Raw genomic sequence first — 24,152 nt, 5'->3', positions numbered from 1 at the left:
CCTGTAACAATACATATTCAATGAACAATAATTTACGCAACTATATGATGCGCAGTACATACATGCTGACAGCTATAATTACGTTCATAGTGCAAACCGCCTTTTCTCAGCAAGTTATTGTGAACGACGGTGTAAAGATCCGTTTAAATCAAATTGGCTTTTATCCGAAAGCTTCAAAAACAGGGATTATTTTAAACAGCAAAAGCAATGCTTTTTATATTCAGGCTTTAGATAAGAAAAATGTATTTACCGGGAAATTAAAAAAATCAATTAAGCCTGGTTTAAACGGAGATTTTACAGATGTAGCAGATTTTACTTCTTTTAATGTCCCCGGTAAGTATCAGCTATATGTCCCAGGTTCTGGGTATTCCTATCCTTTTGAAATTAAGCGTTCAGTCCATCACAATGTTGCAGCCGCGGCTATAAAAGCATATTATTTTATGCGCGCCTCTATTCCGCTTAAAGAAAGATATGCAGGTAAATGGAGCAGGGCAGAAGGACATCCAGACTCCAATGTATTGATCCATCCATCGGCAGCAAGTGATAAGCGGTTGGCTGGCACGTCTATTTCATCGCCTGGAGGATGGTATGACGCGGGTGATTATAATAAGTACATCGTTAACAGCGGAATCAGTACAAGTACCTTATTATCGCTGTACGAAGACTTTCCGGCTTACATGAAAACGGTTAAGCTGAATATTCCTGAAAGCGGAAATAAGATCCCGGATGTGCTGAACGAAGTGCTCTGGAACCTGCGCTGGATGCTTACCATGCAGGACCCAAATGATGGCGGCGTTTATAATAAACTCACCAATGCCGCATTTGATAAAATGGAGATGCCTGATAAAGGCACAGAGCCGCGCTATGTTGTACAAAAAGGAACTGCAGCTACGCTTGATTTTGCAGCAGTTATGGCCCAGGCAAGCCGGATCTTTAGAAAATTCCCTAAAGAGCTTCCAGGACTGGCTGATTCGTGCTTGTTGCAGGCAAACAAAGCATGGGAATGGGCAGTTAAAAACCCCGCCGTTATTTACAACCAGGATGCTATGAACAAAAAGTTCGAGCCTAAAATCACAACCGGCGGCTATGGCGACGGTAACTTTAGTGATGAATTTATTTGGGCCGCATCAGAGTTATTTATCAGTACTCAAAAACCGGAATTTTTAAAGGCAGTAAATCTCTTGCCCGATACCAATATGCCAATCCCAACCTGGAGTCAGGTAAGGCTCTTAGGCTATTATGCATTGATAAAAAACAATAATTTATCGGGAGCAAATGCGCCAAAGGAACTACCCGAACTTAAAAAAAGACTACTTGCCTTGGCCGATAATTTGATAAACGGGGCAGGTGAAACAGCCTATCAAACTGTAATGACAAAATCAGCCCGACATTTTGGGTGGGGCAGCAACTCCGAGGCAGCTAATGAAGGAGTTGTACTAATCCAGGCTTATAAGCTCTCGAATAATAAACAATATCTTGATTTTGCCCTTGCCAACCTTGATTATATTTTAGGGCGCAATGGATCAGGCTACTCCTACATAACCGGTTACGGAAGCAAAACACCCATGCACCCGCATCACCGGCCTTCGGTTGCTGATGGTATTGCTGATCCGATTCCCGGTTTATTAGTTGGCGGCCCAAATCCGGGGATGCAGGATAAGATCAGGGTACCGTCGTTAGTACCTGATGAAGCTTATATTGATGATGACCGTGCATATGCGGCAAATGAAATAGCCATTAACTGGAATGCACCATTTGCTTATTTAGCCAATGCCATTGAAGCGCTGCAGGATCAATTAAAAACGTCTAAATAAATTTCAATAAACCAAACCAATATAATCATGAGAAGGATCTTTATTATTGCCAGTGTAGCATGCCTGAATGTGCTGCTGCTGGCTGCCCAGCCCCAAAAAAGCCAACCGGCTGCAAGTGCTATCGACAAAAAAGTTGATGCCCTGATAGCCAAAATGACCCTCGAAGAAAAAGTGGGGCAAATGACGGAAGTTACTTCTGATGTGGTGTCAACAACTACAAATGACGTACACCAGATTGATGCGGCAAAAATAAAAGAAGCCATTTTAAAGTATCATGTTGGCTCCATATTAAATGTGAGCGGCCATGCTTATGATCGTAAGCATTGGTTCGAAGTTATTTCGGCTATCCAGCAGGAGGCAGCACAAGACAGACTGAAGATCCCGGTTATTTATGGTATTGATGCTATCCATGGCGTTACTTATACAACCGGTAGCACCCTATTTCCCCAGGAAATTGCTATGGCAGCTACCTTTAACAAGGAGATTGCCTATAAAGCAGGGGAAATAACCGCTTATGAAACCCGTGCAAGTTATATTCCATGGAATTATTCGCCGGTGCTTGACCTTGGGAAATCACCGTTATGGCCGCGCATTTATGAAACTTTTGGCGAAGACCCGTACCTGATAAAAACCATGGGCGCATCTATAATAAAAGGCTACCAGGGTAATGATGTTGGCGATAAATACCATGTAGCAGCGTGTATGAAACACTACCTGGGCTATGGTGATCCACTAAGTGGAAAAGACCGCACCCCGGCCTGGATCCCTGACCGTTATATGCGCGAATACTTTTTACCGCCTTTTGCCGAAGCCGTAAAAGCAGGAGCGAGGACACTGATGATCAATTCGGGTGAGATAAATGGAGTGCCTCTCCACGCCAGTAAATACATGCTTACCGATGTGCTGCGAGGCGAGCTGCATTTTGATGGAATAGCAGTAACTGATTGGCGCGATATTGAATACCTGCATGACCGTCATCACATTGCAGCTACACAAAAGGATGCCGTAATGATTGCTGTAAACGCAGGGGTTGATATGAGCATGGTGCCTTATGAATATAGCTTTTATAATTATTTGATTGAGTTAGTGCACGAAGGGAAAGTATCAATGGCGCGGATAAACGAAGCCGTTCATCGCATCCTTAAAGTAAAATATGAGTTAGGCCTGTTTGAGCGCCCGGTTGGTAATCCTGATGATTATCCAAAATTCGGATCAGATGAATTTAAGCAGGTTAGTGTACAGGCGGCTACCGAGGCTATTACTTTATTAAAGAACAACAACAATATCCTTCCGCTTAAAAAAGGCATGAAAGTGTTTGTAACCGGCCCAACTGCAAATACCATGCGTGCATTGGACGGTGGCTGGAGCTACACCTGGCAAGGCGATCAATCGGACAAGTTTGCGGCTAATAAGAACACCATATTGGAGGCGATCCAGCAAAAAACAGGAAAAGATAATGTAAGCTATGAGCCGGGTGCGGCATTCGATAGTCTTCAAAACATTAACGACGCAGTAAAAGCAGCAAAAAAAGCCGATGTTATAGTTTTATGCCTCGGCGAATTATCCTATACCGAAAATGTAGGCAATATTGATGACCTGAACCTTCCGTGGGCACAAACACAACTGGCCATGGAGTTAGCCAAAACCGGCAAACCTGTAATTTTAGTATTGGCAGAGGGGCGGCCAAGGATTGTGACACAGGCCGAAAGTCTGTCAGCAGCAACCGTTATGACCTATTTATCAGGTAACGAGGGGGGAGATGCATTAGCCAGTATTTTGTTTGGTGATGCAAATCCGTCAGGCAAACTTCCCTTTACTTATCCAAAATATGCCAATTCTTTAAATAATTATTACCGTAAGAATTTGGAGAATGGCAACCCGGATGACAAACATGGTTATAACCCGCTTTATGAATTTGGCTTTGGTTTAAGCTATACAACTTTTGGATACAGCAACCTTCATTTGAGCAAACCTGATTTAAAAGAGAATGAAACCCTAACCGTGACTGTTGATGTTAAAAACACAGGGCAGGTGGAAGGTAAAGAATCTGTTTTGCTTTATACAAGCCAGTCATATGCCAGTATATCTCCCGATTATAAGCGATTAAGGGCTTACGACAAAGTAAGCCTGAAACCGGGAGAAACAAAAACGGTAACCTTTAAAATTATAGCTAAAGACCTTGCCTTTGTTAATGACGTAAGTAAAACGGTTACGGAAGCCGGGGAATTTAAGATCCAGGTTGGCGATCAGACTCAAAACTTTAATTATATCTCAAATACAGTCCCGTCAAGAACCGGGAAGTTATAAGTAAATACTTAATGGATCCATGACCCAGAGGGTCTACCCCTTTGTAGAAATACCAAATCCATTTTTTTTTGACTCGTAGAGTCTACCCTTCGCCAGTCTAAAGGTTTAGATGGTTAAAGGGTAGCCTCTAACGAGGCAATACATTTTGTTATTTTATTTTTCTACAAAGGGGTAGACCCTATGGGTCATTGTTGATTTTCTGTATTTTATACTTAGAGTGCACCACAAAGTAATAAATGTTAAATAAACATTTTATTTTTAAGGGCATGGGTATATATTTGTTTTACCAATTTATAATCTAAAAAAATAGTCATAAAAAAAGGGTGGTGGGTTTACTGCAGTTCAATATTATTGATCTTAGCCTGTTCAAATAAAGCAGGCACGCCGCAACCTCAGCCCGAAACTTACAAACCACCTGTAGTATCCTCAACATTTGCCAAGGGAGCCGATATCAGCTGGGTTACGCAAATGGAGTCGGCAGGGGTAAAGTTTTATGATAAAGCCGGCAAGCAACAGGACCTTTTTGCTTTGCTGAAAAGCCTGGGTTTTAATTCCATCAGGTTAAGGGCCTGGGTCAATCCCACTGACGGCTGGTGCAACACAGCCGACTTGGTAGCAAAGGCATTGCGTGCAAAAAGTGCCGGCATGAAGATCATGATTGATTTTCACTACAGCGATAGTTGGGCTGATCCGGGGAAACAATTCAAGCCGGCAGCATGGCCTTCACTTGATTTTGCAACATTAACAACCACACTTCATGATTATACTATAAGTGTAATGAACACCCTCAAAACAAATGGCATTACCCCTGATTGGGTGCAGGTAGGCAACGAAACCAATGATGGCATGCTTTGGGAAGACGGCCGCGCATCAAAAAACATGGCAAACTTTGCCGCGCTTATAAAAGCCGGCTATTCAGCAGTAAAATCAGTAAGCAGCACAACAAAGGTTATTGTTCATATTTCAAATGGGTATGATAACAGCCTTTTCCGCTGGATGTTTGATGGACTCAAAGCGAATGGCGCCCAATGGGATATTATCGGAATGTCGCTTTATCCAACAACCGATAATTGGGCTACTTTGAATAGTCAGTGTTTGGCAAACATAAATGATATGGTTACCCGTTATTCAACCCCGTGCATGGTAGTTGAAGTGGGTATGGATGTAACAGCCCCAACAGCAGCCAGGAGTTTTCTGTCTGATATTATCACCAAAACCAATTCGGTCACAAATGGCAATGGCCTGGGTGTTTTTTATTGGGAGCCTGAATCATATAACTGGCAAAACTATGACCTTGGCGCTTTTGATAGCAGCGGAAAGCCAACAACAGCCCTGGATGCTTTTGGTAATTAGGCTGCCAGTAACGCGGTAATTAAAAGCACAAGTGAAACGCAAAAGACAAAGACAACCATATACGTGATTGACATTCCTATCATCTTAGTAATAGTCCGGAAAATGCTGCGATTATAAACAACTCTTAGTGACCGGAATATATACCAGATAACATATACGGTGGCAGCCAGATTTAGCCATTCGACTATAGCCCAATCTAATGGGATAATTAGCTCCAACAGCATAATAAATGTCAGGAATATAAAATAGAAGCAATGCAGATGAAACGTGTAGATCAAATGCTCCACATAAAACTTCCGGCTTTTTGAAAAAGTTATTTTGAGGATCAAAGCGAATAACGGTAACATCAGGAACATCATTTTAGGAATATTATGCTTAAATTCCTCAAAAAAAACCTCCTTGGCCCTTGAACCATATTTACGCTGGTAAGTAATAGCTTTTTTCCGGATCTCCATTTTTAAAAAACCATCCCGTTTTGCTGCGGGTAATTTTTGTTGTCTGTCCAGGTATTGCTGGTAACTGGTGTCTTTAGTTGCAAATAAGCCGTTTCGCTGTTCAGCGGTATCCGGTTCGCCGGTACGGGTTACTTTAACAATGCCACCGGCATAGCTTGTTACCATCTGCTGAATCTGCTTTTTTTGAGCCGCACTTAAATTAGGGTTTTTCGCAATTTGCCGGTTTACCGAATCTGATACCAGTTTGGTAGCAACAGGCTTTGTTGACGCTGCCGGTTTAACGGTAACTTTTTCATGGGCGTTTTGAAATAGCAAAAGGAAATAAACAATACTGATAAAAATATACATCTTAACCGGGTGCAGGTATTGCGCTCGCCTGCCGGCCATATATTCATTAGTAAGAAACCCTGGCTTAAAGAGGAGGGGTTTTAGGGTATGAAAAAACTGGTGGTCGAAATGAAAATAATCGCTTATGGCATGGTTCATCATGTGGCCAAAGCTTTCTTTTATTTGCAGGTTTTCCTGTCCGCAATTGTGGCAAAACTTTCCCTCTAATAAAGTACCGCAATTAAGGCAATCATTTTCGTGCCTGTAATGTTTTTTCATCTTTAGTATTAAAGAATTGTTTAGGCGTGTTCAATAGCGTGCTTAAGCGCAGCGTTATGTTTATATCTGAATACAAATGGAAAAATAACTGCAATCACCAGCGCATAGGTTGCAAAAGTAAGCCAGATGCCCTGCCAGTTTTTACTTTGATCAGCATGGGTAAAAAACTTATCAATTATTACCCCGCTTGTAAAACTTCCGAACAATGCTCCAAAGCCATTCACCATCATCATAAATAAGCCTTGGGCACTACCTCTTATCTCAGGCGGAATTTGTGTTTCCACGTATAAAGACCCCGATATGTTAAAGAAATCGAACGCCATACCGTAAACTATGCAGGATAATATGATCATCCACAATCCACCTGCGGGATCGCCAAAGGCAAAAAGGCCAAACCGTAAAACCCATGCCAGCATGCTGAACAGCATCACATATTTAATCCCAAACTTTCGTAGAAAAAAGGGAATTGCCAAAATAAATGCAACTTCAGAGAACTGAGATATTGACATAATGATTGCCGGATATTTAACGGCAGTGAGCCCCTGGTATGCTGTGATTTTGGCGAAATCATGAATATAGGTATCGCCGTAGGCATTGGTAAGCTGTAATGCCGCGCCCAAAAGCATGGAGAAGGCGAAGAAGATGGCAAATCGTGGTGTTTTAAATAATGAAAACGCGTTGAACCCCAACGAGCTTGCAAACGATTTATTTGCTGTTTTGGCTGCCAGCGGAGGACATTTTGGAAGTGTAAAAGAGTAAATGCCAAGCGTCAGCGAAATTATAGAAGCAATATAGAATTGATTCACCGAAGTCTCGTTATGAGTAATACTTACCGTCCAAAGCGCTGCTATAAAACCGATAGTTCCCCAAATACGGATGGGAGGGTATTCTTTTACGATATCTATATTATTCCTTTTTAAAGCTGAGAATGCAACGGTGATAGATAATGACAATGTCGGCATATAAAACACCATATTAAGTAAAATTACCCAAAAGAATGTTGTAGGGTCTTTTACCAGCGGTAGTGAAAATAGAGTTAACGCACCCAAAATATGCATTGCCCCATATAACTTTTCGGCATTAATAAACCTGTCCGCAATTATGCCGGTTAAAGCAGGCATAAAAATAGCGGAAATGCCCATGGTGGAGAATATAGCCCCGAATTGCGCTCCCGACCAATGTTTATTTTGAAACCAGTAGGCGCCTATAGTAAGCAGCCATGCGCCCCAGATAAAATATTGCATGAAATTCATCAGTATTAAGCGAAACTTAATATTCATATAGGGCTAATTTAAAATAAGAAATGGTCAGCATTAAATTAAAAGCCGGAAAATAGCGAAATAAATGTGAATCAGAAAACTATAAACTGCAGAATTAGTGTGAAACAGAACAAAATTTCAAGTTTCTATTAATAGTTGTCTTTTATGGGATCCGGAAGATTTACGAAGCTTTTCTTTTGTTTAGCTCATCGCGGATCTTGGCTGCTTTTTCGTATGATTCTTCTGCCAGGGCCTCCTGTAATTTACTTTTCAACTCATCAACGCTTAACCCGGTAAATCCGCTTGCCGAAGCAGGCGCAGCAGTTTTTTCTTCCTTGGTTTCGTTAATATTTTCAAGGTAAACAAAATCATTGCCTTCAATTACTATTCCTGCGGTTGAAAGTATAAACTCAAAGGTATAAATAGGGCAGTCAAACCTCACGGCAACAGCAATGGCATCGCTTGTGCGCGCATCAATTTCAACCACCTTTTTTCCATCAGTGCAGATCAGCTTGGAATAAAAAATGCCATCAACCAGGTTATAAATTACAATTTCCTGGATCTTAATGTTGTATGCTTCCCCAAGGCTTTTAAAAAGATCATGGGTAAGCGGACGACTTGGTGTCATCTTCTCAATCTCAATTGCAATGGCCTGCGCCTCAAAGCTCCCAATAATAATCGGAAGCCTTCTGCGGCCGCTTACTTCGCCCAAAACCAAAGCATAGGCACCAGACTGTGTTTGGCTGTAGGATAAGCCAACAATGTCCAGTTTTATTTTTTTCATATCATTACCCATCACAACAGATCCTTTTTTTATAATGAAGCCTTATATTCTTTAATTGCTGCAATTAGTTTTGGTACAACTTCAAATGCATCGCCAACAATGCCATAATCAGCCACTTTAAAAAACGGAGCCTCGGGGTCTTTATTTATAACAACAATAACCTTTGATGAGCTAACACCGGCAAGGTGTTGTATTGCACCCGAAATTCCTATTGCAATATACAAATTTGGACTAACAGCTATACCTGTTTGTCCAACATGTTCACTATGCGGACGCCAGCCACTATCTGATACCGGTTTTGAACAGGCTAACGCTGCACCAAGCAGCCCTGCAAGCTCTTCAACCATACCCCAGTTTTCAGGGCCTTTAAGGCCGCGGCCGCCTGAAACAACTATATCAGCATCAGGTAATGAAACTTTATCAGTTGAGCGTACAATTTCTTTTATCATCGCCTTAAAATCTGAAGCGTTACCTTCAGCGGCAAAATCTTCAACAGCGGGAGTAACGCTTTTTTCAACTACTTTATAGGAGTTTGGCGTTAAAGAGATCACTTTATTGGCTGATGTTAGTTCAACAACCGCAAATGCTTTGCCCGAAAATGCCGTTTTTTTAACGGTAAACTTACCATTGCCTTGTTCAGGTAATGATACTGCGCCATCTGCAAGCCCAGCTTCCAGCTTTACAGCAATCCGCGGCGCTAAACCACGACCAGAAAATGAGTTGGATAATACGATAACATCCGCACCCTGCTTTTTGGCAGCTTCTGCAATTACCGAGGCGTATGCCTGGTTTATAAAGTTTTTCAGTTTCGCGTTCGAAACATTTAAAACTTTTTCTGCTCCGTATTTACCAAGTGCGGTTAATTCGTCCTTGCTTACCTCACCAATGGAGATAGCAACCAAATTGGTATTATTCTGATCGGCAATGGCGCGGGCATAAGAAACAGCTTCAAAGGTTGATTTTTTGAATTTTCCGTCTGCGTTTTCCGTATAAATTAAAACTGACATATTATTATAATAAGATCATTAATAGGATAAAGGCTTTTATTTAAATAACCCGTGCTTCTTCGTGCAGCAGATCAACCAGTTTGGCAGTATCATCGGCAGAAACCAGTTTTACCTGTCCGCGTGGCGCAGGTGTTTCATAACTAATAATTTCTGAAAATGTTTTTACCTCAACCGGTTCAATAATATTCAAAGGTTTGGTACGTGCCGACATAATACCCCGCATGTTTGGGATCTTAGGTTCGGCAACGCCTTCTGCCGTACCTGCAACAATAGGCAAAGGGATAGTTAATACTTCTTTACCACCTTCAATTTCACGCTCAACAGTTACCATATCACCTTCAATATCCAGTTTTTTTATGATTGAAACCGATGGCAGATCCAAAAGTTCGCCTATCATGCCAGATACCTTTGAACCATTATAATCTATGGATTCGCGGCCAGTTAAGATCAGGTCGAAAGGATTTGTCTTTACATATTCGGCCACCTGGTAAGCAACGTACCATGCATCATGCGGTTTTGCATTTACACGTACGGCATCAGTAGCGCCAATAGCAAGGGCTTTACGAATGGTGGGCTCTGTTGTTGCCTCGCCAACATTTATTACCGTTACTGTGCCGTTACCACCATCAGTTAGCTCAATTGCACGTGCTAATGCAATCTCATCGTAAGGGTTTAATATAAATTGAACACCGTTATTATTAAATTGGGTGTTATTATCAGTAAAAGTTATTTTTGTCGTTGTATCAGGGACATTGCTTATGCAAACCAGGATTTTCATCGTACTGTTGTTTAAGGATGATGCCTATAAGTAAATGAAACAATTTGTTATTCAGTTATAAATAGGTTTGTGCAAATTTAGTTAAAAAAGAGAGAGTTTAAAATGCAGATAAGCAGATTAGAGAAGCTATTGGAATTTATAAAGAATGAACCGGAGGATCCGTTTTTAAAATATGCGTTGGCAACAGAGTATCTGCGTATCAATCAAACAGATAAGGCGTTGGAATATTATGAAGACCTTGTAAATAATCATCATGATTATGTGGGTACTTACTACCATTTAGGCAAGCTGTATGAGGCGCTTGGCCGCAAGCAGGATGCCATACACACTTATGAAACCGGCATGACGGTAGCACGCGATAAGCGCGACAACCATGCATTTTCGGAGTTAAAAGGTGTATATGATGAATTGACGGATGAGTATTAAGGAGTTGATGGTTTATGGTAGCTGCAATGAAAAGTTCATCGTAACTTCATATCAGATAATATAACCTTAATTAATATTCAAAAAAAATCCTGTAAATTATACTTCCGGCTATGAACCATCAACTATGAACTAATCAATGACTAACAAGCAGCTTGTTTTTTTACGGGATGTAACTTTATACACATTTACTGCTTTTGGCGGACCTCAGGCACATATTGCTGTATTACTGCGCGAGTTTGTTGAAAAACGCAGGTATATTACCGAAGAAGAATTGATGGAGCTAAACGCCTTAGCCCAGTTATTGCCCGGCCCGTCATCAACACAAACCCTTGTTGGCATTGCCTGGAAGGTTGGCGGGCTGCGCCTGGCTATTGTTACGTTCCTGATCTGGATCCTGCCATCGGCAACTATTATGTGCCTTGCGGCTATAAGCTATAATATGTTTGCCAACAAAGCAAAGTTTACCGAGATCCTGCGTTTTGTACAACCAATAGCTGTGGGTATTGTGGCCTACGCTACCTATACATTTGCCAATAAGTTTTTAAAAACAAGGGTCAGTACCATGCTTGCAATAGGCTCACTTATTGCTACGCTGATATTGCAAAATGCTTATGCTTTTCCTTTGCTCATTTTAATAGGAGGAATTATTTCATCAGCCCTGGAAACCCAGCCACAGGAAAATGAGCTGCGCGTTAAATTATTTTCGAATGTAAACCCCAATAAAGTAACCTACTTTATTGGCATCCTGTTGTTTTTTGCCGCGCTGGGCGCTGTTGTAAATCAAACATCGGTATTTAGCTTGCCTATCCGCCTGTTCGAAAACTTTTATCGCAACGGGATCCTCATTTTTGGTGGGGGACAGGTATTGGTTCCGCTTATGTACACTGAGTTTGTGGGGGTTAAGCATTATCTTACCAGTTCAGAATTTTTGTCAGGTTATGCATTGCAGCAGGCATTACCGGGCCCAACTTTTTCATTTACCTCGTTTTTGGGTGGTATTGCCATGGGCAACAAGGGCGGGGGAATCATCGGCCAGGTTTTCGGAAGCGTAGTGGCGGTAATCGGCATAAATGCGCCGGGGCTTATACTTATCTTATTCATAGTTCCTTTTTGGAACGATTTGAAAAAAATAACCAGGATAAAAAATTCCCTTAGCGGAATAAATGCAGTAGCCGTTGGCTTTATGGCCACCGCTTTGATATTACTGGTAAGACCCTTTGGACTTAACTGGATGGCTTATTTAATTATGGCAGGATCTTTTTTAATTTTAAACTTCACCAAAATAAAAACCCCGGTGGTTATTATTATCGGGATTGTTTTGGGGTTGATCTTCTAGAGCCCCCTAAAGAGGGAACGAATATGCAATTTTACTCCCCTTTAGAGGCCGGGGGGCCTAAAACGGCGCTGAACCATCGTCATCATCCATTTGATCCATTTTTGATGGCCTGATGATGAAGTTGCTTGGTTTTTCAAATTCGTTTGAAGGGGTTAAGCCCGAGAATGCATTTGCAGGTGAGAATGAGCCGTCCATCCCCTGGTCAAGGTCTGTAAACTTAACAAACTTACCAACGAATTTAAGCCTTACCCTCCCGGTTTCACCATTACGGTGCTTGGCTATAATAACCTCACCAACACCTGCTGTTGGCATATTATCTTCATCAACTTCTAATCCATAATATTCAGGGCGATATAAGAACAATACCATATCCGCATCCTGCTCAATTGAACCAGATTCACGCAAATCTGACAGCATTGGCCGTTTTGAACCACCGGGACGACTTTCAACCGCACGACTTAGTTGCGATAACGCTATCACCGGTACATTTAATTCTTTAGCTACTGATTTTAAAGCCCGGGAGATACTACCAATTTCCTGTTCACGGTTACCTCCGCCTTTTGCATCGGCAGCTTTACCATGCATCAATTGCAAATAATCCACGATGATCAATTGGATATCATGCTGCGATTTTAATCGGCGGCATTTTGCTCTGAACTCAAAAATATTAAGGGCAGGGGTATCGTCAATTATCAGAGGAGCCGCTTCCAATCTGCCAATTTTGGAGTGGATCTGCTGCCATTCCCATTCCTCCATATTTCCTTTACGGATCTTTTCCTGCTCGATTTCAGTTTCCCCGGAAATTAAACGGTTAACCAACTGAACAGATGACATTTCGAGCGAGAATACCACAACCGGTTTATTAAAATCAACCGCAGCATTACGTGCGCATGTTAACACGAACGCCGTTTTACCCATTGCGGGGCGGGCAGCTATAATAACCAGGTCGGATTTTTGCCAGCCGGAGGTCATGCGGTCAAGATCAGTAAATCCGGATGCAACACCGGTTAAACCGTCCTTTTTATCTTTAAGCGCTTCAATTTCTTTTAATGCTTCATGCATCAGGTCATCCATCTTACGCGAATCACGGCGAAGGTTGTTTTGAGCTATTTCAAAAAGGTTCTTTTCAGCCTTATCTAACAGATCAAGTACGTCTGATGTATCTTCATAAGCACTCTGGATAACTTCAGTCGAGATCCTGATCAATTCCCGCTGGATAAATTTTTGAATAATGATCCTTGAGTGGTATTCAATATTTGCTGCCGAAGCAACCCGGTTGGTAAGCTCGGTAATATAATAGGCGCCGCCAATCATTTCCAGTTCGCCCTGCTGGCGTAACTGCGCGGTAACCGTAAGAATATCTACCGGCGATGATTTTTCGAACAGCATGCGGATAGCCGCAAATATTTTCTGGTGGCTATCTTTATAAAAAACATCAGCTTTTAAAATATCAATTACTGATGATAGCGCATCTTTTTCCAGCATTAATGCACCCAGCACAGCCTCCTCCAAATCAATTGCCTGTGGCGGAAGCTTACCTAAACCGCTATAAGGGGTAGGGTTTGTTACTCTGTTTCTCCGGTCGGTATTCGGCTTATTATACTGGTTATCGTTCTCCAAAATCATACTCAACAAAAATATACAAATTTGGCGCGGAACAATGCAGTAAAAGTTAACATTTCAATTTAAAGGGCCTGAAAAATCGTTTAAAGAAACCGTAATTTCTATACCAAGGCCTAACATCAGATGTTTGGTAATTGTTAGTAACTTTAAATATTATTTGATTATCAGTTGTTTAACCCTATGTTGATAAACACCAAAATTGTTAATAATGTAATTTCAATGAATTATATTATTCTAAAAAAACCAAAATGGTGCATCAGTTCAATAAAGGCTAAATCAATAAATATGGCTACTTTTGCAGCCTTAATTTTAATAATTTACAATGTCGTACAACAACAGGGAAGTCCGCGAAAGTAACCAGGTGGTTTTTGGAACCCGTGCCGTTATTGAAGCCATCCGTTCGGGAAAAGAGATCGAGTCTTTATACATACAAAGGGGTATTGGTGGCGAGCTATTGAACGAGCTCAGGGCTTTGCTGCATGAATATAATATAACTGCCCAGCAGGTGCCGGTTGAAAAGCTTAACCGCATCACTATGAAAAATCACCAGGGGGTGATCGCGTTCATTTCTCCTATTATCTACCAAAAAATAGAGGATATAATTCCAACAATATACGAGAAGGGAGAAGTTCCATTGATACTGGTGCTTGATTCTATTACCGATGTACGTAACATGGGCGCCATTGCCCGCACTGCCGAATGTAGTGGTGTGCATGCCATAGTGGTACCGGCAAAAGGATCGGCACAGATTAACCCTGATTCAATAAAAACATCTGCCGGGGCTTTGTATAAGATCCCGGTTTGCCGGCATGATAACTTTATGCAAACTGTGAAATTTCTCCAGGAATCAGGCCTGCAATTGGTTTGCTGTACCGAAAAAACGCAGGAGTATATTTACAAACCTGATTATACAGTACCTACAGCAATAGTAATGGGTTCGGAAGAAGATGGCGTACGCAATGATATCATCCGCATAGCAGATCATTTAGCCAAGATCCCGATGTACGGTGAAATTGAATCGTTAAACGTTTCTGTGGCAACAGGGGTGATATTGTATGAAGCGATAAGGCAGAGATTAGAGATTAGTTAATTGGAGATTAGAGATTAGAGATTAGAGATTAGCAAAAAAGCCCTCGCATTACTTTGCAAGGGCTTTCCTATTTAGATCCTTCCGACTATTGGACTACAAAGAAACTAATCTCTGATCTCCAGTCTCTAATCACTAAATATACTTCGTTCCAAACTGTTGCTTCACATCGGCAACCACCTTTTTAACGTTTTGCTCCTGGTCGCGGGGGCAGATCAGCAGGGTATTATTGGCTTCAACAACAATATAATCATGAAGCCCCTGTAATATAACCAGCTTTTCGCCGGGTACATTAACCATACAGTTCGATGAATCGTACATGATAACTTTTTCGGCGGGGATAACTGCATTACCTACATAATCTTTTTCGGCCAGCTCATAAATTGAGGCCCATGTCCCCAGGTCGCTCCAGCCAAATTCCGAAGGCAGCACATACACGTTATCGGCCTTTTCCATTATCCCGTAATCAATAGAGATATTGGTACACCGCAGGTAAGAAGTATGAATATGTGCTTTTTCATCAGTAGTGTTATACACAGGCCTTGCTTCTGCAAAAATTTCATACATATCGGGCAAATAATTGCTGAAAGCATTCACTATAGCCCTGGCCGACCATACAAAGATCCCGGCGTTCCATAAAAAATCACCGCTTTGTAAAAAGGTCTTGGCTATTTCGAGGGTTGGTTTTTCTGTAAAGGTTTTAACCTTATAAAAATCATTTTTTAGGCTTTGCTCCGTATATTGAATATATCCATAACCGGTATCAGGTCTTGATGGCTTTATACCTAGAGTTATAAGGCAATTATTTGCTGTTGCTACTTCCAGTGATTTTTCAATAGTGCTTATGAATGCTGCCTCATCAAGTATCAGGTGATCAGATGGGGCAACTACAATAGCAGCATCAGGGTTAAGACTTTCAATTTTAAAAGACCCATAAGCAACACAAGGCGCAGTATTGCGCATTACCGGCTCGGTCAGGATCTGGTTGTCGGTCATATCCGGCAACTGCTGTTTTACCAGCGAGGTATAAATCTCATTAGTTACGACGTAAATATTTTCTTTGGGGCATATTTTCAGGAAACGATCATAGGTATTTTGGATCAAAGTTTTCCCGGTTCCCAGTATGTCAATAAATTGTTTAGGGTGCGATGTACGGCTGATGGGCCAAAAACGGCTTCCGATACCGCCTGCCATTATAATAGCATAGTAGTTTTTGTTCATATGTGATTAAACAATTTTTAGTAAAGTTGTTTGTTTTCCCTTGATAATAAAACAATGATGAACTTTTTTATGCCGATTTTGTTTACCGGCAGTTCACGATGGTTTTATTTGGCAAATGCGGGGGCAAAATTGCTTATTAATTTGTAAATTATGAATTAAATAAAACTAAATAAACACGCTTAACAGATACCGGGAGTTAAACGAAGTAAATAAACAAATTGTTTTTAATAGAATAATCATTTTTGTATAAAATTTTAAAGTAAATCCATCGTTTATTGAGAAAAATTTGTTACTTTAAACTTTTAAATACAATCAAGAATACGTTTATAATGATAGAAACTAAGAAGTCGCTTTTTGATAACCTCCAGAACTTTTTCGGGTTCGATAATTTTAAGGGGGAGCAGGAATCGATCATAACTAATATATTGGCGGGTAACGACACATTTGTGATTATGCCAACAGGTGGTGGCAAGTCCATGTGTTACCAATTACCGGCATTGATGAGCGAAGGCACTGCGATAGTAATTTCCCCTTTGATCGCCCTGATGAAAAACCAGGTTGACCAGCTAAGAGCCTTTGGAGGCTCAGACAGCATAGCCCACTTTTTAAATTCATCATTAACAAAATCAGATATCGGAAGAGTTAAGGAAGATGTTTTAGCCGGCAAAACCAAGCTGCTATACGTTGCTCCGGAATCACTCACCAAACAGGAAAATATTGATTTTTTACGCCTTAACCAGGTATCGTTTGTAGCGGTTGATGAGGCGCATTGTATTTCGGAATGGGGGCATGATTTCCGCCCGGAATACCGCAAGATCAGGCAGGTTATCAGCAATATCGGCGATAATATCCCCATTATTGCATTAACAGCTACAGCAACCCCAAAAGTACAGCAGGATATTCAAAAAAACCTGCAGATGAACAATGCTACTATTTACAAGTCATCGTTTAACCGGTCGAACCTCTTTTACGAGGTACGCGCTAAACGCAATGTAATAAAGGAGATTGTTAAATTTGTTAAGCAAAACCAGGGTAAATCAGGGATCATATATTGCCTTAGCCGTAAAAAGGTTGAAGAAGTTGCCGAGGCGCTCAATCTTAACGGGATTAAAGCTTTGCCATACCATGCCGGTTTAGATCCGAAAGTGCGCGCTGATACACAGGATAAATTCCTGATGGAAGACGTGGATGTTATAGTTGCTACTATTGCCTTCGGTATGGGCATTGATAAGCCGGATGTTCGTTATGTAATTCACCATGATGTGCCAAAGAGCATGGAAGGGTATTACCAGGAAACAGGCCGCGCGGGTCGTGACGGGGGCGAAGGTGTTTGTGTTGCTTTTTATTCAGAAAAGGATATTGATAAGCTTCAGAAATTCATGAAGGATAAACCGGTATCAGAACGCGAGATCGGCACCCAGATCCTGAAAGAAGTTATTGACTATGCCGAATCATCCGTTTGCCGTCGTAAACAACTGCTCCATTATTTTGGTGAAAACTTTAACGAAGCAGGCTGTAACAATATGTGCGATAACTGTTGCGGACCTAAAGAACATTTTGATGGCGAGCTGCACCTGCACAGGGCACTAAGCCTGATAAAACAAATTGGTGAAAAATTTGACGATCATCATATTATCAGCATCCTTATGGGTGCAGATAGTGCACAGATAAAAAATTACGAACATGACCTGCTTGATTATTTTGGATCGGGCAAGGAAGACGGCGTAAACTTATGGAACTCTCTTTTAAGGCAGGCACTGCTGAATAACTTTTTATCAAAGGATATTGACCAGTATGGCTTATTGAGATTGACCAAACTAGGGAACTCATTTATTGACAACCCTTACAGCATCCGCTTTGTATTGAACAAACCGATTGAAGCAACGGATGATGATGATGATGCCGACGGCCCTAAACAAGGTGGTGGCGCCCTGGATACAGAGTTACTGCAGATGCTTAAGGATTTGCGTAAAAAGCTGGCTAAACAAAAAGGATTGCCTCCGTTTGTTATATTCCAGGATCCGTCATTGGAGGAAATGTGTACGCATTATCCTATCACGACTGAAGAATTAAAACAAATCTCGGGTGTAGGGGCAGGGAAGGCGCTTAAATTTGGCAAGCCTTTTACCGACCTGATCCAGAAATATGTGGAGGATAATGATATTGACCGCCCTATTGATATGGTGATCAAAAGCGCTGCCAATAAATCAGCGCTTAAAGTGTTTATCATTCAAAACATCGATCGTCATTTAAATTTAGACGATATAGCTGCTTCAAAAGGATTATCCTATGAAGAGATCCTGAAAGAGGTGGAAACTATTGTAAACTCTGGCACCAAGCTTAATTTGAATTATTACATTGACGAAATTATTGATGAGGATAAGCAGGAAGAAGTATTTGATTATTTCCGTACTGCCGAAGTTGATTCAATAGATGATGCATTGGCCGAACTTGGCAGTGATGATTATACAATAGAAGAGATTCAACTAATGCGGATAAAGTTTATTTCCGAAATGGGGAATTAAGCGGAAGGCGGAAAGCCTAAAGCTAAAAGCAATTATTAAAGCAGAAAGCGTAAAGCAAAGGATTTAAACCTCCTGCTTTACGCTTTCTGCTTTTAGCTTTCACCTACTTGGCTATTATCTTAAACTCAGTCCTGCGGTTCTTTTTACGATCATCTTCGGTTGTGTTGGGCGCAATAGGCTGTGTTTTGCCATAACCTTTAAAAACAAGCCTGTCGGCAGCAATTTTACTGCTTATAAGGTATTGGTAAACAGATTTTGCCCGGTTCTCTGAAAGGGTTTGATTTAGCTGATCATTACCAACATTATCCGTATGACCCGAAATCTCAATATGTACCGTCGGGTTTACTGTTAAAAACGATACAAGCTGTTGTAATTCAGCAATCGATTCAGTTTGCAGATCGAATTTATTAGTATCAAAAAATATGTTGTTCAGGATCACTTTATTGCCAACTTCTATTGGCTCCAGTAAAACTAAAATGTTGTACGGGTTTTTAGCTTCGTGGCCGATCAGCGAAAAATTGGCTGAATAAAAAAGGTAGCCGCTTTTTGAAATATTTAAACCATAGTCTTTCCCCGCTGTTAATGTGGCTAAAAAATCGCCTTGCGTTGCATCACTATAATCCTGGTAAACCGCTGTATTTTTTTGCAGGTCGATTATTTCAACGGCGGCTTCCAGCGGCGCTTTGGTTTTTGCATCGTTCACTATACCTTTTACATAGGTAACCAACTTTGGCCGTAAGTTTGGCGGTAATTCAAAAGTATAAATATCAAAACCGCCAAAGCCATTTAAGTTATTTGATGAAAAAAATGCATAACTGCCGTTAGCTGTTAAGCTCAATCCATTTTCATCCCCGCTGGAGTTGATCGGGTAGCCGAGGTTCTCGGGCTTTTGCCATTTGCCATCTTTACCCAAACGACTCATAAACAAATCTTTCCCACCTAATCCGGGCCATCCGTTCGAACAAAAATAGAGCGTGCTGTCATCCGGATGAATAAAAGGCGATTGCTCATCATAAATGGTATTGATATTCGGCCCGAGGTTTTCCGGCTCGCCCCAGCCTTTTTCTGTTAATGATGATTTCCAGATATCATAGCCACCATAACCACCTTTACGGTTACTTACAAAGTAAAGCGTTTTGCCGTCAGCACTTATTGATGGCTGCGATTCCCAGCCTGTAGTATTAACCGGGGGGCTTAAATCAAATGGTTTGCCCCAGTCATTCCCTTTTTTTTGCGCTATATATATATCACAGCGCCCAAGTCCGTCCGGACGGTTACAGCCGGTAAAAAACAAGTACTTGCCGTCCTGCGAAATAGATTGCGCACCTTCATTATATTGGGGGGTGTTTATTTGGTCGCTTAAATAAGTAGCGGTTTGCCATTTATTATTCAATTTATCGCTTTTATAAAAATCCTCGTTGTTGTTTATTTTTCGGGTAAATATCAGCGTAGCTTCATCAGCAGTAGCTACAGGCAGGTATTCATCAGCTTCGGTATTAATTTCAGGTCCCAGGTTAATAGGTTTAAAGGGGACGGGGTGTGCAATTGCCTGGATACTGAATTTACAGTCGGTAATGAGTTTTTGAGCATAATAAGTATTCTGAGCTGTGATGTTTGGATAAGTTAAGTACTTTTCCAAATGTTGCTGCGCCAATTCATACTGCGCATTACTAATTTCCATTTCTCCGGCTTTAAGATATACAGCCCGGTTAAATTCAGGGTTTAAAGCAATTACCTTATGGAATTGTTCGATAGATGCTTTGTAGTTACGCATCTGCCGCAACAGATCACCCAACACAGCGTGAGCTTCAACAAACTTATTATCGGCTTCAATTGCTTTTTGTAAATTACCAATAGCATCATCATACAGGTGGTCGTCCAAACTTTGATTAGCAAGGGCAAAATATTTAATAGCTTCTCTATCGGTAGTAGAGTATTGCCTCTGTTGGGCGAATGTATAATTGGTAATAAAAAATAACAGAACCGAGAAGACAACGACTCTCATTGGTTTTGATACGTGTTTTTGTATCCTAAGTTACATTTTTTTTTGAGATGCAATATGTACGGGTCAAGATACAAGGCGCAGGAATCAGGGGAAAAGAAAAAAAGTATAATTATTAAGATGTATCTTCTTGATTCCTGACTCTTATTTTCTTGATTCTTTCCCCTACGGGATATTCAGGTATTTATGCGTTTGCAAAGAAATCTCCCATTGCGGGTTATTCATTACATAATCAACAATAAGCGGGATCATTTCTTTTGACTTTGACCATTCGGGCTGTAAAAACAGCTTACAGTTTGGCGAAACAAGTTTGGCGTTTTCCTCTGCAAAAGCGAAATCCGACTTATTAAATACGATCACCTTAAGCTCATCAGCATTGGCAGCAACCAGGTGCATTGGCGATTTGAACTTTTTGGGCGATAAACAGATCCAGTCCCAGCTGCCTGACAGCGGATACGCACCGGATGTTTCTATAAAAGTTTTGATACCTTTTTTTTGCAGACCGGCTGTCAGGTAATCAAGGTTATAGATCAAGGGCTCGCCACCGGTTACTACTACCGCTTTTGAGGGATGTTTGGAGGCATTTTCGACAATCTGATCGGCAGCTGTTAATGCGTGAAGTTCAGCGTCCCAGCTTTCTTTAACATCGCACCAGTGGCAACCCACATCACAACCACCAAGGCGGATAAAATAAGCAGCCTTACCTGTATTGAATCCTTCCCCCTGTATCGTATAAAACTCTTCCATTAAAGGAAGCAACGTGCCATCTTCCGGTATTTGGTGTGCCATAATTAAGCTGCAAAGGTACTGTTTTGAGGGGAAAGGTAAAAGGCAAAGGATAAAAGGCCTAAAATTGTGATAATAGAAAGATAATCTTTGAGAAGAAAGGTAAAAGACTTAACTTCAACATCAATAAATAAATTTAAAAAAACCTTTTGCCTTTTACCTTTATCCTTTCACCTATTTTACTTATTATTACTTAAAATTTCGCATTATGAAAAAACTATACTTGCCGGTACTATTTTTCGTTCTGCTTTGCTTTTCTTCATGTGTTGATATTGAAGAACAATATAATTTTAAACAGGACGGATCATGCAACGTAGTTTATGGTTTTGACATGGGCAGCGCCGTATCCGTATTGATGAACCTGATGTCGGATTCTGTTAAAGCAACCCCTCAATTTTCGTTGGTAAAAGATACTACCTTAAATTTTTATACTGCCCTGCCCGATACAACCCAGCTTAAAATGAGTGCGGAAGAGGCTAACATGGCTAAAAGCAGTAATCTATCAATAAAGATGGATCTGAAAAAAAGTATAATGAAGGTAAGCGTTAATCACCTGGCTAAGAACTCTGCCGATCTTGAATATTACCTTAAGCACATTTCAAAGATCTCGATGAATAGTCAACTAAAATCTATTTCAAAAGAGGAGAAACAGCCTTTAGGCTTTGATGCCCAGCAACTGGTTGCAGGAGAAGATTATTACACCTATGAAATTACTCCACATAAATTTTACCGGGTTATTGATAAAGCGAAGTTTAATGCATTTTTAAAGAAAACATCTTCAGCCTTTTCAATGGCAAAGGCCATGCTGATTGATATGCCTTATAAGGTGATCCTCAATTTTGCCAAACCTGTAAAAAAAGTAAACAATCCCAAAGCCATCGTATCAGCCGACAGGAGACGGGTTACCCTGATTACCAACATGGATGATGTGATGAAAAACCCGTCATTAATGAATTTAAAGATCGACTTTTAATATTTATGAAGTGGTATTGGGCTGCGGATGTAGAAGACGTTGAAAAGCCTTTCATGAAAAAAGTAAAAGTAACAGGCAAAAGCATCTGTATTGTTGGGTACGAGGGGAAGCTATTTGCAGTATCCGCAACCTGCCCGCACCAGGGTTTCGACCTAAGTTCAGGCTGGTGCGAAAATGGAAAAATAATTTGCCCGCTTCATGGTTATTCCTTTGATTTGCAAACCGGCAAAGGGAGTGAGGATTACCTAAAAACCTATGCGGTAAAAATACAGGACAACAGCCTGTATATCGGGATCAGTTCCGTTTGGGACGATATAAAGAAAGTATTTAATAAATGAACGTAAGAGCTATTGATTATATAACCGAAGATTTTTATGAATCGTTAAGCTTCCAGGATGGCGAAATGCCCGACCTGGAAACTGTACAAGGATTGTTTTATGCGGATGGATTGCTGGTAAATAATAGCTTTGGCAAGCCGGTTACTTTTACCGCTGAAACATTTGTACAGGCATTGGAATCGCAGATTGCAGCCGGTACCTTATTACAATTTATGCAACGGGAATTGTATTCAAAAACTGAAGTATTTGGCAAAGTGGCACAACGCCTTAGCGTATATGAATACAGTTTTGCCGACCATGAAATAGACAACCTTCCGCGGGGCATCAACTATATCCAATTTATATTGGTTGATGATAGCTGGCGAATTACCTCAATGGCCTGGAGCGATGAAAATGAGAATTACCAGATTCCTGAGGAGTATTTGGGTTAGTTGACTGCCCTCTCCGTCATGCCGAATTTATTTCGGCACCCCACAGGACATTCCCGTATACATGGTGCAGACTTAGCATGTGGGGTGCTGAAACAAGTTCAGCATGACATATTTTATAGTATTGGGCCAGCCACTCACTTAATCAACTACTTATAAACCTCTTTATTAGCCGATGCCAGGGTATTCTTCAGCAAACCAATAATAGTCATTAAACCAACACCGCCGGGTACAGGTGTGATCCATGATGCTTTTGGAGATACGTTTTCAAAATCAACATCACCATAAAGTTTAAAACCGGATTTTGTTAAGGTGCTGGTTTCGCGGTTCATGCCTACGTCAATTACTACTACACCGTCTTTTACCATATCAGCAGTAATAAAATTCTTTTTGCCGATGGCTACAATAAGGATATCAGCATCAAGCGTAAATTTTTTGATATCAGGTGTGCGGCTGTGGCAAATGGTTACCGTACAATTACCTGGAGTAGTGTTGCGTGCCATCAGGATGCTCATTGGCGACCCCACAATATTGCTTCGGCCAACTACCACACAATGCTTACCTGCTGTTTCAATTCCATATTCTTTCAGCATTAAGGTAATGCCATAAGGGGTAGCCGGGATAAACGAAGGCAGGTTACGCTGCATACGGCCCAAGTTAACCGGGTGAAAACCATCCACATCTTTGCGGTAATCAATCTTTTCTGTTACTTTTTCAGGATCGATATGCTTTGGCAGGGGCAATTGTACTATTATGCCGTCAATATCAGCATCCGCATTAAGCTCGGCCACTTTAGCTAATAATTCTTCCTCGGTTACATCACTTTCATAACGCACCAGGGTTGATTTAAAGCCCACAGCCTCACAGTTTTTTATTTTACTGGCAACATAAGTTTCGCTGCCGCCATCATGACCAACCAATACTGCCACCAAATGCGGCTTGCGCCCGGTTTCTGCCAATATTTTAGCTGCTGATTCAGCTATTTCGCCCTTAAGTTTTTCTGATACGTATTTTCCGTCGAGTAAATTCATTATATTTTGGTTA

At 41.0% G+C, this 24,152-nt stretch carries 20 protein-coding genes; 10 read left to right on the top strand and 10 right to left on the bottom strand.

All coding sequences use genetic code 11. The features are described from left to right. Positions 1–20: 20 nt before the first annotated feature. The 3 genes from BUE31_RS03535 to BUE31_RS03525 all read left to right on the top strand — a co-directional run bounded on the left by BUE31_RS03535 (position 21) and on the right by BUE31_RS03525 (position 5,474). Complete coding sequence (locus BUE31_RS03535) at positions 21–1,814, top strand: glycoside hydrolase family 9 protein (RefSeq protein WP_200801852.1); 1,794 nt, start codon at positions 21–23, stop codon at positions 1,812–1,814. Between the two features lie 27 nt (positions 1,815–1,841). Next, on the top strand, positions 1,842–4,121 hold the full coding sequence (locus BUE31_RS03530; protein WP_073400304.1) for a glycoside hydrolase family 3 N-terminal domain-containing protein: 2,280 nt from the start codon (positions 1,842–1,844) through the stop codon (positions 4,119–4,121). Between the two features lie 351 nt (positions 4,122–4,472). Further along, the gene (locus BUE31_RS03525) at positions 4,473–5,474 is read left to right on the top strand and encodes a glycoside hydrolase family 53 protein (protein WP_234997741.1); all 1,002 of its coding nucleotides are present in this window, start codon (positions 4,473–4,475) and stop codon (positions 5,472–5,474) included. On the opposite strand, the gene BUE31_RS03520 is transcribed toward BUE31_RS03525, so the two are convergent. The 5 genes from BUE31_RS03520 to BUE31_RS03500 form a co-directional block, all read right to left on the bottom strand. Continuing rightward, complete coding sequence (locus BUE31_RS03520) at positions 5,471–6,535, bottom strand: DUF3667 domain-containing protein (RefSeq protein ID WP_073400301.1); 1,065 nt, start codon at positions 6,533–6,535, stop codon at positions 5,471–5,473. The two genes, BUE31_RS03525 and BUE31_RS03520, sit on opposite strands and share 4 nt — an antisense overlap. A gap of 20 nt (positions 6,536–6,555) precedes the next feature. Next, complete coding sequence (locus BUE31_RS03515; protein WP_073400299.1) at positions 6,556–7,815, bottom strand: nucleoside permease; 1,260 nt, start codon at positions 7,813–7,815, stop codon at positions 6,556–6,558. Positions 7,816–7,975: 160 nt separating this feature from the next. Next, entirely contained in the window at positions 7,976–8,578 is a 603-nt protein-coding gene (locus tag BUE31_RS03510) for a bifunctional nuclease family protein (RefSeq protein WP_073401631.1), read from the bottom strand. A 29-nt stretch (positions 8,579–8,607) separates the two neighbouring features. Further along, positions 8,608–9,585 (bottom strand): electron transfer flavoprotein subunit alpha/FixB family protein, encoded by a 978-nt coding sequence (locus tag BUE31_RS03505; RefSeq protein WP_073400297.1) that lies wholly within the window; start codon positions 9,583–9,585, stop codon positions 8,608–8,610. Positions 9,586–9,625: 40 nt separating this feature from the next. Continuing rightward, on the bottom strand, positions 9,626–10,363 hold the full coding sequence (locus tag BUE31_RS03500; RefSeq protein WP_073400296.1) for an electron transfer flavoprotein subunit beta/FixA family protein: 738 nt from the start codon (positions 10,361–10,363) through the stop codon (positions 9,626–9,628). A 102-nt stretch (positions 10,364–10,465) separates the two neighbouring features. Here BUE31_RS03500 and BUE31_RS03495 point away from each other — a divergent pair, with 102 nt between their 5' ends. Continuing rightward, the gene (locus BUE31_RS03495; RefSeq protein WP_073400294.1) at positions 10,466–10,789 is read left to right on the top strand and encodes a heme biosynthesis protein HemY; all 324 of its coding nucleotides are present in this window, start codon (positions 10,466–10,468) and stop codon (positions 10,787–10,789) included. A 136-nt stretch (positions 10,790–10,925) separates the two neighbouring features. Then, on the top strand, positions 10,926–12,125 hold the full coding sequence (gene chrA / locus BUE31_RS03490) for a chromate efflux transporter (protein ID WP_073400291.1): 1,200 nt from the start codon (positions 10,926–10,928) through the stop codon (positions 12,123–12,125). A 57-nt stretch (positions 12,126–12,182) separates the two neighbouring features. On the opposite strand, the gene dnaB is transcribed toward chrA, so the two are convergent. Continuing rightward, positions 12,183–13,751 (bottom strand): replicative DNA helicase, encoded by a 1,569-nt coding sequence (gene dnaB, locus BUE31_RS03485; protein WP_143167016.1) that lies wholly within the window; start codon positions 13,749–13,751, stop codon positions 12,183–12,185. Between the two features lie 319 nt (positions 13,752–14,070). On the opposite strand from dnaB, the gene rlmB reads away from it, so the two are divergent. Next, positions 14,071–14,838, top strand: coding sequence for a 23S rRNA (guanosine(2251)-2'-O)-methyltransferase RlmB (rlmB, locus tag BUE31_RS03480; RefSeq protein ID WP_073400289.1), 768 nt, complete (start codon positions 14,071–14,073; stop codon positions 14,836–14,838). A 132-nt stretch (positions 14,839–14,970) separates the two neighbouring features. Here the strand turns inward: rlmB and BUE31_RS03475 are convergent, their stop codons facing one another. Then, complete coding sequence (locus BUE31_RS03475) at positions 14,971–16,056, bottom strand: mannose-1-phosphate guanylyltransferase (protein WP_073400287.1); 1,086 nt, start codon at positions 16,054–16,056, stop codon at positions 14,971–14,973. A 332-nt stretch (positions 16,057–16,388) separates the two neighbouring features. Between BUE31_RS03475 and recQ the strand changes: the two genes are divergently transcribed. Beyond that, positions 16,389–18,581 (top strand): DNA helicase RecQ, encoded by a 2,193-nt coding sequence (gene recQ / locus BUE31_RS03470; protein ID WP_073401627.1) that lies wholly within the window; start codon positions 16,389–16,391, stop codon positions 18,579–18,581. A 103-nt stretch (positions 18,582–18,684) separates the two neighbouring features. On the opposite strand, the gene BUE31_RS03465 is transcribed toward recQ, so the two are convergent. Both BUE31_RS03465 and BUE31_RS03460 read right to left on the bottom strand, forming a co-directional pair. Continuing rightward, entirely contained in the window at positions 18,685–20,586 is a 1,902-nt protein-coding gene (locus tag BUE31_RS03465) for an OmpA family protein (RefSeq protein ID WP_073400276.1), read from the bottom strand. A 162-nt stretch (positions 20,587–20,748) separates the two neighbouring features. After that, positions 20,749–21,372, bottom strand: a complete 624-nt coding sequence (locus BUE31_RS03460) for a 7-carboxy-7-deazaguanine synthase QueE (RefSeq protein WP_073400274.1) — start codon at positions 21,370–21,372, stop codon at positions 20,749–20,751. A 205-nt stretch (positions 21,373–21,577) separates the two neighbouring features. On the opposite strand from BUE31_RS03460, the gene BUE31_RS03455 reads away from it, so the two are divergent. From BUE31_RS03455 to BUE31_RS03445, 3 genes are read left to right on the top strand one after another with little or no spacing between them, the layout of a single operon-like run. Continuing rightward, on the top strand, positions 21,578–22,342 hold the full coding sequence (locus BUE31_RS03455) for a hypothetical protein (protein ID WP_073400272.1): 765 nt from the start codon (positions 21,578–21,580) through the stop codon (positions 22,340–22,342). A gap of 5 nt (positions 22,343–22,347) precedes the next feature. Further along, complete coding sequence (locus tag BUE31_RS03450) at positions 22,348–22,680, top strand: Rieske (2Fe-2S) protein (RefSeq protein WP_073400270.1); 333 nt, start codon at positions 22,348–22,350, stop codon at positions 22,678–22,680. Then, positions 22,677–23,111 (top strand): hypothetical protein, encoded by a 435-nt coding sequence (locus BUE31_RS03445; RefSeq protein ID WP_073400269.1) that lies wholly within the window; start codon positions 22,677–22,679, stop codon positions 23,109–23,111. Before BUE31_RS03450 ends, BUE31_RS03445 begins: the two co-directional genes overlap by 4 nt. 146 nt (positions 23,112–23,257) lie before the next feature. Here BUE31_RS03445 and BUE31_RS03440 read toward each other — a convergent pair whose 3' ends face one another. Next, positions 23,258–24,139, bottom strand: coding sequence for a bifunctional 5,10-methylenetetrahydrofolate dehydrogenase/5,10-methenyltetrahydrofolate cyclohydrolase (locus BUE31_RS03440; protein WP_073400267.1), 882 nt, complete (start codon positions 24,137–24,139; stop codon positions 23,258–23,260). Positions 24,140–24,152 lie beyond the last annotated feature (13 nt).

The organism is Mucilaginibacter sp. OK098, assembly GCF_900142915.1.
GTDB lineage: Bacteria > Bacteroidota > Bacteroidia > Sphingobacteriales > Sphingobacteriaceae > Mucilaginibacter.
Note: the sequence above shows the minus strand (reverse complement) of the source record. Positions and strands in the feature narration are given on the sequence as shown.

Bases quoted from the DNA above. Each gene is read 5' to 3' on its own strand.
- BUE31_RS03465 (WP_073400276.1), bottom strand. From the start codon at position 20,586: ATGAGAGTCGTTGTCTTCTCGGTTCTGTTATTTTTTATTACCAATTAT.
- BUE31_RS03445 (WP_073400269.1), top strand. From the start codon at position 22,677: ATGAACGTAAGAGCTATTGATTATATAACCGAAGATTTTTATGAATCG.
- BUE31_RS03500 (WP_073400296.1), bottom strand. From the start codon at position 10,363: ATGAAAATCCTGGTTTGCATAAGCAATGTCCCTGATACAACGACAAAA.
- dnaB (WP_143167016.1), bottom strand. From the start codon at position 13,751: ATGATTTTGGAGAACGATAACCAGTATAATAAGCCGAATACCGACCGG.
- BUE31_RS03460 (WP_073400274.1), bottom strand. From the start codon at position 21,372: ATGGCACACCAAATACCGGAAGATGGCACGTTGCTTCCTTTAATGGAA.
- BUE31_RS03520 (WP_073400301.1), bottom strand. From the start codon at position 6,535: ATGAAAAAACATTACAGGCACGAAAATGATTGCCTTAATTGCGGTACT.
- BUE31_RS03505 (WP_073400297.1), bottom strand. From the start codon at position 9,585: ATGTCAGTTTTAATTTATACGGAAAACGCAGACGGAAAATTCAAAAAA.
- chrA (WP_073400291.1), top strand. From the start codon at position 10,926: ATGACTAACAAGCAGCTTGTTTTTTTACGGGATGTAACTTTATACACA.
- rlmB (WP_073400289.1), top strand. From the start codon at position 14,071: ATGTCGTACAACAACAGGGAAGTCCGCGAAAGTAACCAGGTGGTTTTT.
- BUE31_RS03535 (WP_200801852.1), top strand. From the start codon at position 21: ATGAACAATAATTTACGCAACTATATGATGCGCAGTACATACATGCTG.
- BUE31_RS03475 (WP_073400287.1), bottom strand. From the start codon at position 16,056: ATGAACAAAAACTACTATGCTATTATAATGGCAGGCGGTATCGGAAGC.
- BUE31_RS03440 (WP_073400267.1), bottom strand. From the start codon at position 24,139: ATGAATTTACTCGACGGAAAATACGTATCAGAAAAACTTAAGGGCGAA.
- BUE31_RS03455 (WP_073400272.1), top strand. From the start codon at position 21,578: ATGAAAAAACTATACTTGCCGGTACTATTTTTCGTTCTGCTTTGCTTT.
- BUE31_RS03495 (WP_073400294.1), top strand. From the start codon at position 10,466: ATGCAGATAAGCAGATTAGAGAAGCTATTGGAATTTATAAAGAATGAA.
- BUE31_RS03530 (WP_073400304.1), top strand. From the start codon at position 1,842: ATGAGAAGGATCTTTATTATTGCCAGTGTAGCATGCCTGAATGTGCTG.
- BUE31_RS03515 (WP_073400299.1), bottom strand. From the start codon at position 7,815: ATGAATATTAAGTTTCGCTTAATACTGATGAATTTCATGCAATATTTT.
- BUE31_RS03450 (WP_073400270.1), top strand. From the start codon at position 22,348: ATGAAGTGGTATTGGGCTGCGGATGTAGAAGACGTTGAAAAGCCTTTC.
- BUE31_RS03510 (WP_073401631.1), bottom strand. From the start codon at position 8,578: ATGAAAAAAATAAAACTGGACATTGTTGGCTTATCCTACAGCCAAACA.